The organism is Aurantimonas sp. A3-2-R12 (genome assembly GCF_036016755.1).
Taxonomy (GTDB): domain Bacteria; phylum Pseudomonadota; class Alphaproteobacteria; order Rhizobiales; family Rhizobiaceae; genus Aurantimonas; species Aurantimonas coralicida_A.
In genome coordinates this window covers 39,438-54,277 of sequence record NZ_JAYXIH010000022.1, presented here as the reverse complement: position 1 = coordinate 54,277, position 14,840 = coordinate 39,438, and the positions used below count along the sequence as shown (strand labels likewise).

Below are 14,840 nucleotides of genomic sequence, written 5' to 3'. Positions count from 1 at the left end.
GGAGCGATTGCGATGACCATTCAGGAGCCGCTTGGCCGGGACATCATTGCCGCGGCGCGCGCGCGCGGCCGGCGATCACTCGACGAAGCCGCCGGCAAGGAATTACTCGCGCGTTACGGGGTGCGTTCGCCCCGCTCCGCGCTGGCCCGCGACGCCGCCGATGCCGAAGCCAGGGCGAGGGGGATGCGCGCGCCCTTCGTCGTCAAGGTCGTGTCGCCGGACATCCTCCACAAATCGGATGCCGGGGGGGTCGCGCTCGGGCTGGACGGTGCCGACGCAGTTCGGGCCGCCGTCGAGGCGATGGCGCTGAGGCCGGTGATTGCCGCCGCGACGATCGACGGCTGGCTGGTCGAGGAGATGATTCCGCCGGGCCGCGAGATCGTCATCGGCGGCATTCAAGACCCACAATTCGGACCGATGCTGATGGTCGGCCTTGGCGGTATCTTCGTCGAGGTTCTGAAGGACGTGGCGTTCCGGCTATGTCCGATCGATGCGGCCGACGCCCGCGCCATGCTCCGCGAACTGAGGGGCTTTGCCCTGCTTGGTGGCATCCGGGGCGAAGCGGCGGTCGACGAGGAGGCTTTGGTCCAGGCGATGGTGAGGATCGGCGGTTCGGGCGGCCTCTTGATGGCGCTCGGCGACGATGTCGCCGAACTCGATCTCAATCCCGTCATCGTTTCGGCCTCGGGGCTGATGGCGGCCGATGCCCGTGTCATTCTCACCGAGCGGGAGAACCGGCCCGTCTCGAAACCTGAGAAGGCGGAATCCGGCGATCCGCTGATCGAATTCAAACCGTTGTTCGAGCCAAGAACCGTCGCGGTCCTCGGTGCCTCCTCCAAGGACGTCGCGCTAGCCAATACCTTCATCCGCCGGTTGAAGGATTTCGGCTTTTCCGGCGCCATCTACCCGATCCATCCTTCGGCGGAAGAGATCGAGGGGCTGAAGGCCTACCCGTCGCTCGGCGAGACACCGGAGGCGGTCGACTACGCCTATGTCGCCGTCGGCGCGGGCCGAATTCCCGATGGGCTCGCGGCCGCCAGGGGGCGCTGTCGTATCGCCCAGGTGATTTCGTCGGGCTTCGGTGAAGTCGCCGAGGGCAGGGCGCTTCAGGCAGATCTCGTGGCGGGCGCCAAAGCCGGCGGCGTGCGTGTCCTGGGGCCGAATTGTCTAGGCACCTATTCGCCGCGCGGCGGCCTCACGTTTCCGAGCGACGCGCCGCGCGAACTGGGGCGCATCGGTGTCGTCTCCCAGTCGGGCGGTTTGTCGACCGACATCATCAAGCGGGGCCAATGGCGCGGCTTGCGCTTCAGCGGTCTGGTGACCATCGGCAACAGCGCCGACGTCGAGCCGCATGAGCTCGTCGCGTATTATCTCGCGGACGAACAGACAAAGGCGATCGGTGTCTATATCGAAGACATCAAGCGGGGCAGGGCCTTCTTCGACCTGCTTCGCTCCGCCCAGCCGACAAAGCCAGTGGTGATCTTGAGGGGCGGACGCTCCGCACAGGGGCGCCTCGCAGCCGCGTCGCATACCGGCGCCCTCGCTGGCGACGGGAAGGCGTGGGAGGCGCTTGCCGCGCAACTGCCGGTCGCGCTCGTCGACACGGTGGACGAATTCATCGACGTCCTGCTGGCCCTGCAGCATCTCGATCTTCGGCCGGAAAAGCCGACGAGGAACGTCGCGCTGTTCGGCAATGGCGGCGGCTCCAGCGTGCTGGGCACGGACATCTTCGCCAGCATGGGGCTCGATGTCGCGCCGTTCGGCGACGCGGCGCGCGTACCGCTGGAGGCGCTGGGATTGCCGCCGGGCACCAGCGTCGTCAATCCGATCGACACGCCGGTGCGAACCCTGCAGGAAAAGGACGGTTGGGTGGCGGGTGAAATTCTCGACATCGTCTACCGTCATGCAAAGCCCGACGTCGTGGCGATGCATCTGAACCTTGCCGCCTTCGTCGGTCGGGGGGCAATCGATCCGGTCGGCAATTTGTTCAAGGTGATCGAGGAGACACAGGCGACGTGGCCGGGCATCGCGCATTTCGCGCTGGCGCTGCGCACGGATGGTTCGCCCGAACTCGATGAAAGCCGACGCCATTACCGGGAGAAGGCGCGCAAGATCGGCGTTCCGGTCTTCGACGAAATTCCGGCAATGGCCCGCGCCCTCGCCACGGTCGCGCATCTGGAGCGACAATTTCGGTCACGCCGCACGCCCTCGCCGCTCGGGTGACGTGGCGACCGGCACCATGGCCCACGGCACCATAGCCCAGGCAACCGCTATGGCGTCGGATCTTGCCGTGGCTGGATCACGCCGCCAGGATTGCCTTGGCGTGCTCATCGAGAAAGCCGGTATACAAATCGCCCGCGCGGAACGCGTCGTTGCGAAGGCACCCGATCAGAAAATCCCGATTGGTGCGAAGCCCCTCGATCGGCCAGTTTCGTAAAGCCTGCTCGGCGCGCTCACAGGCTTGCCGGCGGTCGCCGCCATGGGCGATCAGCTTGGCTATCAGCGGATCGTAAAACGGCGTCATCACGTCGCCTTCGCGGTAGCCGCTGTCGACCCGCACATGTTCGGTTTCGGCAGGTGGCCGGAAAACGGTCAAGGGGCCAGGCGCCGGCATGAACATCTTCGCCGGATTTTCGGCATAGAGCCGGCATTCGATGGCGTGTCCACAAGACCGAATGCTCTCCTGGTCCGCGCCGGTGAACCGACCGCGGGCAAAGTCGATCTGCATGGCGACGAGGTCGACGCCGGCCACCATTTCCGTCACCGGATGCTCGACCTGAATGCGTGTGTTCATCTCGAGGAAGAAGAACTCGAAGCTGGTGGCGTCGACGATGAATTCGACCGTTCCGGCGCCGCCATAGCGGGTGTGAGCGCAAAGCGACACGGCCGCCTCGCCCATGCGCCGGCGCACGGCCCCGGGAAGGCCGGGCGCGGGACTTTCCTCGATGACCTTTTGAAACCGCCGCTGGACGGAACAATCCCGCTCGAAGAGATGGATCGCCTCGCCATTGCCGAAACCGAAAACCTGGATTTCGATGTGACGCGCACGGGGAACGAACCGCTCGAGAAAGATCGCTCCGTTGCCAAAGGATTTCTCCGCCATCGACTGGGTGGCGGTAACGGTCGACGCGAGTTGGGATTCCTCGTCCACCCGGCGCATCCCGATGCCGCCGCCGCCGCCGACCGCCTTGACCAGCAGAGGATAACCGACGTCTCGCCCGGCTGCTTCGAGACCGTCGGTGTCGCCCACACCGTATGTCCGGCTGCCCGGCACGACGGGAACGCCGGCAGACTGCGCAATCTCGCGGGCGCGTTGTTTGTCACCCATTCGCCGAATGATGTCGGCGGTCGGGCCGATCCAGTGCAGCCCCTCGGCGGTCACAAGGTCGGCGAACGCGGCATTCTCCGCGAGAAAGCCGTACCCCGGATGGATCGCGTCGGCGCCGACCTGGCGCGCGGCTTCGAGAATCTTCTTGGCGTCCAGATAGCTTTCGCGGGGTGAGGATGGCCCGATGGCGACCGCCTCGTCCGCCGCTGCGACGTGAAGGCTCGCTGCGTCGGCCTCCGAATACACGGCAACCGTCGAGAGGCCGAGCGCTCGAGCGCTGCGGAAAACACGACAGGCGATCTCGCCCCGGTTCGCGACGAGAACCTTGTTGATCGCGCCCATGGTCAGGCCTCGATGCGGGCCACAACCGTGCCTTCGGTGACGGTCTCGCCTTCGGCGGTGAGAATTTCGACCAGGCGGCCATCCTCGGGCGCTGTGATCGGGATCTCCATTTTCATCGATTCCAGGATCATGATCGGGTCATCCTCATTGAGGTCCTGGCCGATCTCGGCGACGATCTTCCAGAGATTGCCGGTAATTTCCGTCTTGACGTCAATGATGGTCATCGCCGCTAAAGCCCTCCCGTTCGATGTCGCGCCTTGCGAAAGGCCGCGTTACAGGAATGCCAGATAGTTGTTGCGAACGCAACGCCGAATCGGAGAGGGCATGCGGTGGAGCAGCCGTCCCCGGCTTGCCCAACGCGGGCAAAGTCGCGACCAGTTCGTTGATCGAGAGAGCGGTTTTCCGGCGATTGCGGGAACTGACGGACTTCGCCTCCCTTCATGAGTGTTCGCAAGGGGTTGCGCCGTTCGATGCGGCGGAGCTGTCTGCCGCAAGGCGCGACCTTGTGAGCCGGGCGGTGCTTCGATAAAGGTCGTGTAACATCTCTCGAATTCTTCGATCCGGCGACGTTGAACCGGCGAAGATGGTGCGATCATGCAGCGAAAAGCCCTCGGAATCGTCTTCCTGTGCCTGGTTCTCCTTGTCGCGATCGTGCTCGGATACTGGGACATGCTGAGCAGCGAGAAATTGCGCATCGCGCAAACGGAGGATTTGCCGGCTTCCGAGGACGTCGCGACGCGGCAGGACAGCGCGTCGGTCTCGCAATCCGATCCGAATCGACCATCGACCAGTGATGCCGGCGAGACGGAAACGGCCAACGCGCGCGCGACATCGTCTGAGCAATCTCCAGCGCCGGACGAAGCGGCGCGGATCGTGCCAGATCCGACCGATACTGCGCCGCGCCCGGAAGTTTCTGCAAAGGTCGAAGCCGCCGACGCGACGACTGCGGAGAAGCAGCCCGCATCGCCGTTGGAATCCGCGAGTTCAGTTCCTCCGACAGAAGGCGAAGCGACAGCCGGCGATCGACCGCTATTTGACCTTCTGCGCGTCGAGCCGGATGGTTCGACCCTCATTGCCGGACGATCCGCGCCAGGAAGCCGGGTCACGCTGCACGCGGGCGCGACGGTGGTCGGTGAGGACACCGCCAATGAAGCGGGCGAGTTCGTCATCGTCCTGCTTGAGCCGCTGACGCCGGGTGAGCACGCGATTTCGCTCACCGCGATAACGCCCGAGGGCACGGCCACCGGATCACGTGAGACCGCAATCGTCAGCGTGCCGCAGCCGGGACGGGGAGAAGACGTGCTCGCGATGGTGGAAGCGCCTGACGAGGCGTCGCGCCTGATGACAGTCCCGGTGTCGCCACCAAGACAAGCGGCGGGAGCGGATAGCACAGACGTCGGAACGGCGGCTGCCGGCAGATCCGCGACAGCGATTTCGCAAGACGAGGCTCCGACATCCGCCCCTGCTGCCGGATCGGAAAAGCCGATCGATACGGACGCCGCGTTCCTGTCGAATACGAGTCAGGCGGGTGAGAAGGACAAGGCACCGGAGCCGGCGACGTCGCCGAGGTTGCGGATCGAAGCCGTCGAAGTCGAGGGTGAGCAGATTTTCGTTGCGGGGTCCGCGGACGCGGGCACATCGGTCCGCATCTATCTCGACAACGTCCTGGTGGCGGAGAACAGGGCGACCGCCGACAATCGATTTCTGGTGACTGCCGAGCGTCCGGTCGCGGTTGGCGACCACCTCGTGCGGGCCGATCAGGTGACGGTCGACGGGAATGTGACGGCGCGGGCGGAGGTGCCCTTCACGCGGCCCGAGGGGCAGGCTGTCGCGGCGATCGCGCCGCCCCCTGCCAACGGTGCGGCGGCGGTCAGTCCGTCTCCAGGCGTGGCAATGGCCGACCGGTCGGAGGCTGAAACACGAATCGCCGCAGCTTCGGCGCCGGTCGTGGACAGCGATTCGGTGGAAGGCCGCACTGCCGAGCCGAAAAAAGCGGCGGCCGAGATACCGGAACGCAGTCCGCCGCCGGATACAAAGGCGGCAGGCTCTTTCCAGGGCGATGAGGCAACGACAAACGAGCCCCCGGTTTCCCCGCCGGAGGGCACGCTCCCAGCCTCGCAAACCCAGTCGGCTGCGCCCGCTCGGCAGGAGGCCAATGCGACCCCGCCGACGGATCGACCCTCGGTGAACCCACCGGTCCAAATAGGAGAGCCGCGTTCGCCGACGGGTCCCAAGACACCGGAAATCGGGCAGGAAGGCGCGCGCGCCGAAGCATCGGCAGCGCCCGACGCGACCGACACGGACTCGTCGCCCCCATTGATGGCGTCGCGCACCGAAACCAAGGTTTCCGAGCCAACGATACCACTCCAGCCGGGGTCCGGTACTGTTGGCGAGAGGCCAGCGTCGGCAATCTTGCAGGAGCAGCGCTCCGTCGTCGCGACCGAAAGCGAGGTGAGCGCCGCGGCACTCGATGTTCCGATCAACCGCCAAGCCCCCCTTGCGACGGCGACCGGGCGGGTGATCATCCGCAAAGGCGACACGTTGTGGAGAATCTCCCGCGACACCTACGGACGGGGCAGCCGCTACACCGTGATCTACTTCGCCAACGGCAATCGCATTCGCAACCCGGACCTGATCTATCCAGGACAGGTCTTCCGATTGCCTGCGGCGCAAGACGACGCGCGGGAAGCGGACGCCGAGCCGGCACAACGCAATTAGGCTGTTCCCGTCCGCTTGAATCGGGACGCCTTCGACCGATGTTCCCCCATGAAAGTGTTTTGCGCTTCGGCTATTCGTCCAGTTCGACGATGTGATTGCGGCCGACGTGGACGCATCGAATAGGGGCGCGGCGGCGGCTGCCTCGCTCTCGCCGGGGCCCTGACCGTCCCGAACCAACTTCAGAACGTCGACGGCGCGCCGGCTCCTCCCGTCGCGCCGCTTCGTTGGAAAGGACCATCTTGGCGCAAAAAGCCGGGAAACGAATATCGGGCGACAGCGGATCGACCCTGACGACGCTGGCCAATCTCTGGCCTTACATGTGGCCGTCGGACCGGCCGGATCTCAGGATGCGGGTCGCCTATGCGACTTTCTTCCTGGTACTGGCCAAGCTGCTTACGGTTCTGGTTCCGTATTTCTATAAATGGGCCACGGACGCGCTGGACGGGGCTGATTCGGCGCGCGCATGGCTGCCGCTGGCGCTGACCGGGGCTATCACGCTGGTGGTATCCTACAATGTCGCGCGTGTGTTCTCGGTCGGGCTGAACCAGCTTCGCGACGCGCTGTTCGCGCGGGTCGGCCAATATGCCGTGCGCCGGCTGGCCTATCGGACCTTCGTCCACATGCACCAGTTGTCGATGCGGTTTCATCTGGAGCGACGGACGGGCGGCCTGTCGCGCATCATTGAACGCGGCACCAAGGGCATCGAGTCGATCGTGCGGTTTACGATCCTCAACACGCTGCCGACCATCCTGGAATTCGCCCTCGTGGCGATCATCTTCGGCTTTGCCTACGGCGTCAGCTATCTGGCCGTCATCGCCACCACGGTGGGGCTCTACAGCTGGTTCACGATCAAGGCGAGCGACTGGCGGATCGGCATTCGCCGCGACATGAACGATTCCGACACCGACGCCAGCACCAAGGCGATCGACTCGCTGTTGAATTTCGAGACGGTCAAATATTTCGGCAACGAGTCCATGGAAGCGGAACGCTTCGACAAGGCGATGTCTCGTTATGAGATCGCAGCGACGCGGATCTGGACGTCGCTCGGCTGGCTGAATTTCGGTCAGGGGCTGATTTTCGGCGCCGGAATGGCCGTGGCAATGGTGATGTCGGCGCTTGAGGTGCGAGCCGGAACCCAGACGCTCGGCGATTTCGTCTTCATCAACGCGATGCTGATGCAGTTGTCGATTCCGCTCAACTTCATCGGCTTCATCTATCGCGAAATCCGTCAGGGGCTGACCGACATAGAGGCGATGTTCGACCTGCTCGACGTCGAGGCGGAGGTGAAAGATCCGGCCGATGCCCCGGCTCTGAAGGTCAGCGAAGGAGCAATCCGCTTCGAAGATGTGCGCTTCGGCTACGATCCGGCGCGCGTAATCCTGAAAGGCATTTCCTTCGACGTTCCGCCTGGCAAGTCAGTGGCGATCGTCGGCCCTTCCGGAGCCGGCAAATCGACCATCTCGCGGTTGCTTTTCCGGTTCTACGATATCCAATCCGGCCGCATCCTGATTGATGGTCAGGATATCGCCCGCGTGCGCCAGGAATCGGTGCGCGCCGCGATCGGAATCGTGCCGCAGGACACGGTGCTGTTCAACGATACGATCACCTACAACATCCGCTATGGCCGCATCGGAGCGAGCGAAGAGGAAGTGCGCCGCGCTGCCGAACTCGCGCAGATTGCCGGATTCATCCAGGAATTGCCGGATGGCTTTGATTCGATGGTCGGTGAGCGCGGGCTGAAATTGTCCGGGGGTGAGAAGCAGCGTGTGGCGATCGCCCGCACGATCCTCAAAGCCCCACCGATCCTGGTGCTAGACGAGGCGACCTCGGCGCTGGATACGCACACCGAGCAGGAGATACAGGCGGCGCTCGACCTGGTGTCGAAGGAGCGCACGACCTTGACCATCGCGCATCGCCTTTCAACGATCATCGACGCCGACGAAATCATCGTCCTGAAATCGGGTGAGATCGTCGAACGCGGGTCGCACCGCGAACTACTTGAAGCCGGCGGACTGTATGCCGAGATGTGGGCGATGCAGCGCGAGGCGACGGAAGCCGAGGAAGCGCTTCGGCGGGCTCGCGAAGCGGATGAGTTCGGCGTCATCGAACGGCGCCGGACCGAGGAAGTGTAACGCCGACCACGCCGCATCGCCTTGTCGACGGTCCTGTCGTGCCACATCTTTCGAGGCGCGCCCGGATTTCGAACGCGGGTGACCGCCATCGTCGCCGATCGACGGCGTTCATCGCGTGCCTGCTTGCCTCAACTCTCGTCTATCCCTATCGCAAGGGTCGGGATCATCCCAGGATCACGAAGGAAGAAGACAGACCGTGGATATCATCGCCTCGATCCGAAACGCATTCGTACCCATCCATAAGGCGGGCTACCCGTTTATCGCCGCGTTCTTCGTGGCAGCCGTCGTCCTCGGCTTTTTATGGGAGCCGCTGTTCTGGATCGGCCTTATCCTGACGGCGTGGTGCGCTTATTTCTTTCGTGACCCCGAGCGTGTGACGCCGATCGCCGATCATCTGGCCATCAGCCCGGCGGACGGCCGCGTGTCGCTCGTCGGCCATGTTGTCCCGCCGGCAGAACTCGATCTCGGTACCGATCCGATGCTGCGCATCTCGGTGTTCATGAACGTCTTCAATTGTCATGTGAATCGGGCGCCGATGCGGGGCCGAATCCGGCATATCGCCTATCGCGAAGGCGAATTCCGCAACGCCGAGCTTGACAAGGCGAGCGAGGTTAACGAGCGCAGTTCGATGGTCATCGACGGGCCGAAGGGCGAGATCGGCGTGGTGCAGATCGCCGGGCTCGTCGCACGGCGGATCATCTGCTGGGCCAAGGTCGAGGATCGGATCGAGGCGGGTGAGCGCTTCGGCCTGATCCGCTTCGGCTCGCGCCTCGACATCTATCTGCCCGACGGAGCACGGCCGCGCGTCGCCGAGGGACAGATCGCGATTGCGGGTGAAACCGTCATCGCCGAGTTCGGCGACAATTTGCCAACCTGGCCGTCGAGGCGCGACTGATGCCGATCGAATCTCCCTTTCCTCCGTTCGATCCCGGTAAGCCCGACGTGGAAGACGGCCCGGTACGCCGGCGCATTCCGTTCCGCCACATCGTCCCGAACCTCATCACCATCCTGTCGATCTGCGCAGGGATGACCGGCATCCGGCTGGCTTTCGAGGGTCAGTTCGAGTTCGCCGTCGGCATGGTGCTCGGCGCGGCGTTCCTCGACGGGATCGATGGCCGCGTTGCGCGGCTATTGAAGGGCCAGAGCCGCTTCGGCGCGGAAATGGATTCGCTCGCCGACATCGTCAATTTCGGGGTCGCGCCGGGTCTCGTGTTGTACACTTATATGCTCAACGAGGCGGGAGCCTTCGGCTGGATCGCAGCGTTGCTCTATGCGAGCGCCTGCGCACTCAGGCTCGCCCGTTTCAACACCATGCTCGACGATCCGAAACGCCCAAAATGGCATTCGGCGTTCTTCGTCGGCGTGCCGGCACCGGCCGGCGCGGGCTTGGCCCTGTTCCCGATGTATGTGGGCTTTTCCGGTCTTAATCTCGGATTCCCTGAGATCACCGCGACGATCGCGTCGGTCTATCTCGTGTTTATCGGCCTTTTGATGTCGAGCCGCCTGCCGACATGGTCGGGCAAGGGAGCGGGCATCCGGGTGCCGCGCGACTACGCCATCCCGATCATCCTGGGCTTCGTTCTCTACGTCGCCCTGTTGCTCAGCTTCTTCTGGGAGACGCTAACGCTAACCGCGATCGCCTATTTTATTTCGGTTGGCTTTTCGGTGCGGGCCTTCGGCAAACGCGCGAAACGCGAGACCCGTTCAGCGGCCGCGGATCAGGCGGGGTCGCGGTAATCCAGGAAGCGGTTTTCGCGCACGTCGAAGAGCTTGCCGGTCTCGACCACGTCCGAGAAGGCGAGGGGCACGATCTTCGCCGCCACCTCGCGCGCGGTCGGCAGGGTCTTCGGGTCCTCGCCCGGCATCGCTTGCGCCCGCATGGCGGTGCGCGTCGCGCCCGGGTTGACCGAATTGACCCTTAGCGGCAGGTTCATCGTCTCGTTCGCCCAGGAGCGCACCATCGCCTCGCAGGCCGCCTTGGAGGCTGCGTAGAGCGACCAGAACGCCTTGGCCGAATGGGCGGCCCCGGACGACATCACAATGGCGCGTCCGGCCAGGGATTTGCGCAGCAACGGATCGACGGTGCGGATCAGTCGCCAGGTCGCGTTCACGTTGACCGTCATGGTCTTATCGAAGGTCTTCGCCTCGATGTGGCCGATCGGCGCAAGGACGCCGAGCAGCCCGGCATTGGCGACCAGGACGTCGAGTCGGCCCCAGCGCTCGTTGATGGCGCCACCGAGGCGGTCGATCCCTGCCATGTCGGTCAGATCAAGCGGGACGAGCGTCGCCGATCCGCCGGCCGATTTGATCTCATCGTCGAGTTCTTCGAGGCCGCCGACGGTACGCGCCAGCGCGATGACATGCGCGCCCTCGGCGGCGAGGCCCTTGGCGATGTGGTAGCCGATACCGCGTGAGGCCCCGGTGACCAGCGCGATCTTGTCTGTCAGCATTTGCGTCATATCAATTCGCCGGAAAGGCGCCATCCGTAGCTTTGAGCCCTGCCGGCAAAGGCTTGGGCGAACGGCTCAGGTCCTATGTTTCCCCACGGTACTGCCTCCCCGCGAAGATCGCGATATTCAAGGAGCGTTCCGTGTTCAGCCCGCACCACCCAGCAGCGAGAGCGGCCGGACATTTTCCGTGCCGTCCTGATCGGTCAGCGAGGTCGGATAGTCGCCGGTAAAGCAAGCATCGCAGAATTGCGGCGTCAGCTTGTTGCGGGAGGGCTCGTCGGTGGCGCGGTACAGCCCGTCGATCGACAGAAACGACAGCGAATCGACCTTGATGAAGTCGGCCATCTCCTCGATCGTCATGCGCGAGGCGAGCAGCTTGGCCTTTTCGGGCGTGTCGACACCGTAGAAGCAGCTGGCGCGGGTCGGCGGCGAGGCGATTCGCATGTGGACCTCGGTCGCGCCGGCCTCGCGCACCATCTGCACGATCTTCTGGCTGGTCGTGCCACGAACGATCGAATCGTCGACGAGGATGACGCGCTTGCCTTCGATCATCCGGCGGTTCGCATTGTGTTTCAGCTTCACGCCCATGTGGCGAATGGAGTCGGTCGGTTGGATAAAGGTCCGGCCGACATAATGGTTGCGTATGATCCCGAGCTCGAAGGGCAGACCGGCCTCCTGAGCATAACCGATCGCCGCGGGCACACCGGAGTCGGGAACCGGCACGACGATGTCGGCTTCCACATGGCTCTCACGCGCCAGTTCGCCGCCGATCTTCTTACGAATCTCGTAGACGTTGCGGCCCTCCACGGTCGAATCCGGGCGGGCGAAATAGACATATTCGAAGATGCAGAACCGGGGGCGGCGCGCCTGGAATGGGAAGATGCTCTCGATTCCGTCCTCGCTGATCACGACGAGTTCGCCGGGCTCGATGTCGCGAACGAAGTCGGCGCCGATGATGTCGAGGGCGCAGGTCTCCGATGCGAGGATCGGCGATCCCTCGAGATCGCCGAGCACGAGCGGCCGAATCCCGAGAGGGTCGCGCACGCCGACCATCTTCTTCGACGAGAGCCCGACCAGCGAGAAAGCGCCTTCGAGCCGCGATAGGGCGTCGATCAGCTTTTCGACGAAATGCCGTGCTGCGCTCGTGGCCACGAGATGCAGGATGGTTTCGGTGTCGGAGGTCGAGGAAAAGATGGAGCCGCGGCGTTGCAGCTCGCGCTGAATGGTCAGGGCGTTGGTGATGTTGCCGTTGTGGGCGACCGCGAAGCCGCCGGCAGACAATTCGGCGAAGAAGGGTTGGACGTTGCGCAAGCCGCCGCCGCCGGTGGTGGCGTAGCGGGTATGGCCGATCGCGGAGGTTCCCGGCAGACGCTCGAGAACGGCCTGCTTGGTGAAGGTATCGCCGATCAGACCGGCATGGCGCTCGACATGAAATTGCGAGCCGTCATAGGAAACGATCCCCGCCGCTTCCTGGCCGCGGTGCTGAAGCGCGTGAAGGCCGAGCGTCACCACCGCGGCGGCATCGGTTCGTTTGAAAATGCCGAAGACGCCGCACTCTTCGTGCAGTTCGTCGTCGTCGTCGAATGGCGTTTCGTCCATGAGATTATCCGCCGTTTGCCGATGTCTGTCGGCTTGCGATGAGGTCTTCACCATATAGGCCCGTATCGGGCGTGACGCGAGGGCTCGCTCGTCCTGCAATGGCAGTTCCGACCGCTGCGTCTAGTGTTGATCGGCCGGCGGTGCCTCGCCGGACTCCCCGATCGCGCCCTCGATGGACGCGGGCTCTTCCGGAGCGGGAGGCGTATCCGTGGCCGGCTCGCCGCTGGTGCCCTGGATCTTCTCGAGGATGATCTGCTCGGGGTTCTCCGGCAGCGCCGCGACCAATTGCTTGCCAAAATTGTCCAAATACGGCTTGGACCAGGCGTTGGCGACCCATTCCGGCTGGTTTTCCGGCGCCAGCCAATTGAAGAACAGCATGGCCACCACGACGAGAAGGAGGCCGCGCACGGCGCCGAAGACGAAGCCGAGAACGCGGTCGAGCGCGCCGATGCGACTATCGATGATGAAGTCGGCAATCCGCAGCGTGATGTAGGACACGATGATCAGCGTGACGAGGAAGATCGCGGCTGCCGAGGCCGCCATCGCCACTGTGTCGGATGAGATGTACTCGGCGAAATAGGGCGTCAGCGGCTTGTAGAAGAGAAAGGCGGCAACCGCCGCCACCAGCCAGGAGATCACCGAAAGGATTTCGCGGGAGAAGCCGCGCACCATGGCAAGAAGCGCCGAAACCAGCATGAGTGCGAATAGGATCGCGTCGAGAAGAGTAACGGTCATGGATGATCGGTCCCGTGGACGTTCGGATCAGGCGCGGGTGGCAGATGCCAGTATGACATGCCTGCGAATGACGCCTTACCTCTTTGGTATCCATTTTACACTAGGGGGCGGCGTGAAAATCAACCGTCGGATGGAAGACCGCCTGACGCGACCCGGCCGACGAGGTCGGGCAGGGTCTCCACTTCATGCGGCACCATCTCGCCCGATCGCGGCAGATCGGCGCTGGCCGTCGGCAAGACCGATTGCCGAAAACCGAGCTTTTCGGCTTCCTTGAGGCGCTGTCCCGCATGGGCGACGGGCCTCACCGCGCCGGAGAGAGAGACTTCGCCGAAATAGACGCAATCGGAGGGCAGGGCGGCGCCGCTGAGCGAGGACACGAGCGCTGCCGCAACCGCGAGGTCCGCCGCCGGTTCGGAAATCCGGAAGCCGCCGGCAACGTTGAGATAGACGTCATGCTGGCCGAGTCGCACACCGCAATGGGCTTCGAGCACCGCCAGGACCATGGCGAGTCGCGGCTGGTCCCAGCCGACGACCGCGCGACGGGGCGTCCCGAGCGCCGACGGCGCCACCAGGGCCTGGATCTCCACGAGGACCGGGCGGGTTCCTTCCATGCCGGCGAAAACCGCGGCGCCGGGCGCCTTTTCGTTGCGCTCGCCGAGAAACAGTTCCGACGGGTTGCGCACTTCCCGCAGGCCGATGTCGCTCATCTCGAAGACGCCGATCTCGTCGGTGGGTCCGAAGCGGTTCTTGACGGTGCGCAGGATGCGGTAGTGGTGGCCGCCTTCGCCCTCGAAGTAGAGGACCGCGTCGACCATGTGCTCGACAACCCGGGGGCCGGCGATCTGGCCGTCCTTGGTGACGTGGCCGACGAGAATCACCGCCGCGCCGCTGGCCTTGGCATAGCGCACGAGCGCCTGCACGCCGGTGCGGACCTGCGTCACGGTTCCCGGCGCCGATTCGGCCATGTCGCTCCACAGCGTCTGGATCGAATCGATGATGACGAGGTCTGGCCGGCGGGCCTCGGCGAGAGTCGCGAGGATGTCCTCGACGTTGGTCTCGGCCATGAGTTGTACCGACGTATCGGCGGCTTTCAGGCGCTGGGCGCGAAGGCGCACCTGCGCCACGGCCTCTTCCCCGGAGACATAGACGACACTGTTTCCGCCGCGTGACAGTGCCGCGGCCGCTTGCATCAGCAGGGTCGATTTGCCGATGCCGGGATCGCCGCCGATGAGCAGAGCCGATCCACGCACGATGCCGCCGCCGGTCGCCCGGTCGAATTCGTCGATGCCGGAGACGATGCGCGGGGCTTCTTCCATCTCGCCCGAGAGCGGCAGAAGCGCCGACGGGCTGCCCTTGCGCCGGCCACGTTGCGGTCCACCGCCGATCCCGCCGGACGTGTTTTCCTCGACGATCGTGTTCCACTCACCGCAGGCGTCGCATTTGCCCTGCCAGCGCGTGGTGACCGCGCCGCAGTTCTGGCATATGAAGCTGAGTTTGGGTTTGGCCATTGAAACCTTGGAAACTGGGGCGTCGACT

At 64.4% G+C, this 14,840-nt stretch carries 11 protein-coding genes; 5 read left to right on the top strand and 6 right to left on the bottom strand.

Annotated features, from left to right (window positions below):
• Window positions 1-12 precede the first annotated feature (12 nt).
• Window positions 13-2,223, top strand: coding sequence for an acetate--CoA ligase family protein (locus tag VSX60_RS12935; RefSeq protein ID WP_327624625.1), 2,211 nt, complete (start codon window positions 13-15; stop codon window positions 2,221-2,223).
• A gap of 76 nt (window positions 2,224-2,299) precedes the next feature.
• Here VSX60_RS12935 and VSX60_RS12930 read toward each other — a convergent pair whose 3' ends face one another.
• Both VSX60_RS12930 and VSX60_RS12925 read right to left on the bottom strand, forming a co-directional pair.
• Entirely contained in the window at window positions 2,300-3,670 is a 1,371-nt protein-coding gene (locus VSX60_RS12930) for an acetyl-CoA carboxylase biotin carboxylase subunit (protein ID WP_327624624.1), read from the bottom strand.
• A 2-nt stretch (window positions 3,671-3,672) separates the two neighbouring features.
• A complete protein-coding gene (locus VSX60_RS12925) occupies window positions 3,673-3,894 on the bottom strand; it encodes an acetyl-CoA carboxylase biotin carboxyl carrier protein subunit (protein ID WP_327624623.1) in 222 nt (73 codons plus the stop codon).
• Between the two features lie 370 nt (window positions 3,895-4,264).
• Between VSX60_RS12925 and VSX60_RS12920 the strand changes: the two genes are divergently transcribed.
• The 4 genes from VSX60_RS12920 (at window position 4,265) to VSX60_RS12905 (ending at window position 10,257) form a co-directional block, all read left to right on the top strand.
• A complete protein-coding gene (locus VSX60_RS12920) occupies window positions 4,265-6,388 on the top strand; it encodes a LysM peptidoglycan-binding domain-containing protein (RefSeq protein WP_327624622.1) in 2,124 nt (707 codons plus the stop codon).
• Window positions 6,389-6,627: 239 nt separating this feature from the next.
• On the top strand, window positions 6,628-8,520 hold the full coding sequence (locus VSX60_RS12915) for an ABCB family ABC transporter ATP-binding protein/permease (protein WP_327624621.1): 1,893 nt from the start codon (window positions 6,628-6,630) through the stop codon (window positions 8,518-8,520).
• 196 nt (window positions 8,521-8,716) lie between these two features.
• A complete protein-coding gene (locus tag VSX60_RS12910) occupies window positions 8,717-9,415 on the top strand; it encodes a phosphatidylserine decarboxylase (protein WP_327624620.1) in 699 nt (232 codons plus the stop codon).
• 5 nt (window positions 9,416-9,420) lie between these two features.
• Complete coding sequence (locus VSX60_RS12905) at window positions 9,421-10,257, top strand: CDP-alcohol phosphatidyltransferase family protein (protein ID WP_327624641.1); 837 nt, start codon at window positions 9,421-9,423, stop codon at window positions 10,255-10,257.
• On the opposite strand, the gene VSX60_RS12900 is transcribed toward VSX60_RS12905, so the two are convergent.
• The 4 genes from VSX60_RS12900 to radA form a co-directional block, all read right to left on the bottom strand.
• Window positions 10,239-10,979, bottom strand: coding sequence for an SDR family NAD(P)-dependent oxidoreductase (locus VSX60_RS12900; protein WP_327624618.1), 741 nt, complete (start codon window positions 10,977-10,979; stop codon window positions 10,239-10,241). The genes VSX60_RS12905 and VSX60_RS12900 overlap by 19 nt on opposite strands.
• A 135-nt stretch (window positions 10,980-11,114) precedes the next feature.
• Window positions 11,115-12,569, bottom strand: a complete 1,455-nt coding sequence (purF, locus tag VSX60_RS12895; protein WP_327624617.1) for an amidophosphoribosyltransferase — start codon at window positions 12,567-12,569, stop codon at window positions 11,115-11,117.
• Window positions 12,570-12,689: 120 nt separating this feature from the next.
• Window positions 12,690-13,304 carry a CvpA family protein gene (locus VSX60_RS12890; RefSeq protein ID WP_327624616.1) on the bottom strand — a complete coding sequence of 205 codons (615 nt, stop codon included), beginning with the start codon at window positions 13,302-13,304 and terminating at the stop codon, window positions 12,690-12,692.
• A gap of 119 nt (window positions 13,305-13,423) precedes the next feature.
• Window positions 13,424-14,812: a DNA repair protein RadA gene (radA, locus tag VSX60_RS12885; RefSeq protein WP_327624614.1), complete on the bottom strand. Its 1,389-nt coding sequence runs from the start codon at window positions 14,810-14,812 to the stop codon at window positions 13,424-13,426.
• Between the last annotated feature and the right edge of the window lie 28 nt (window positions 14,813-14,840).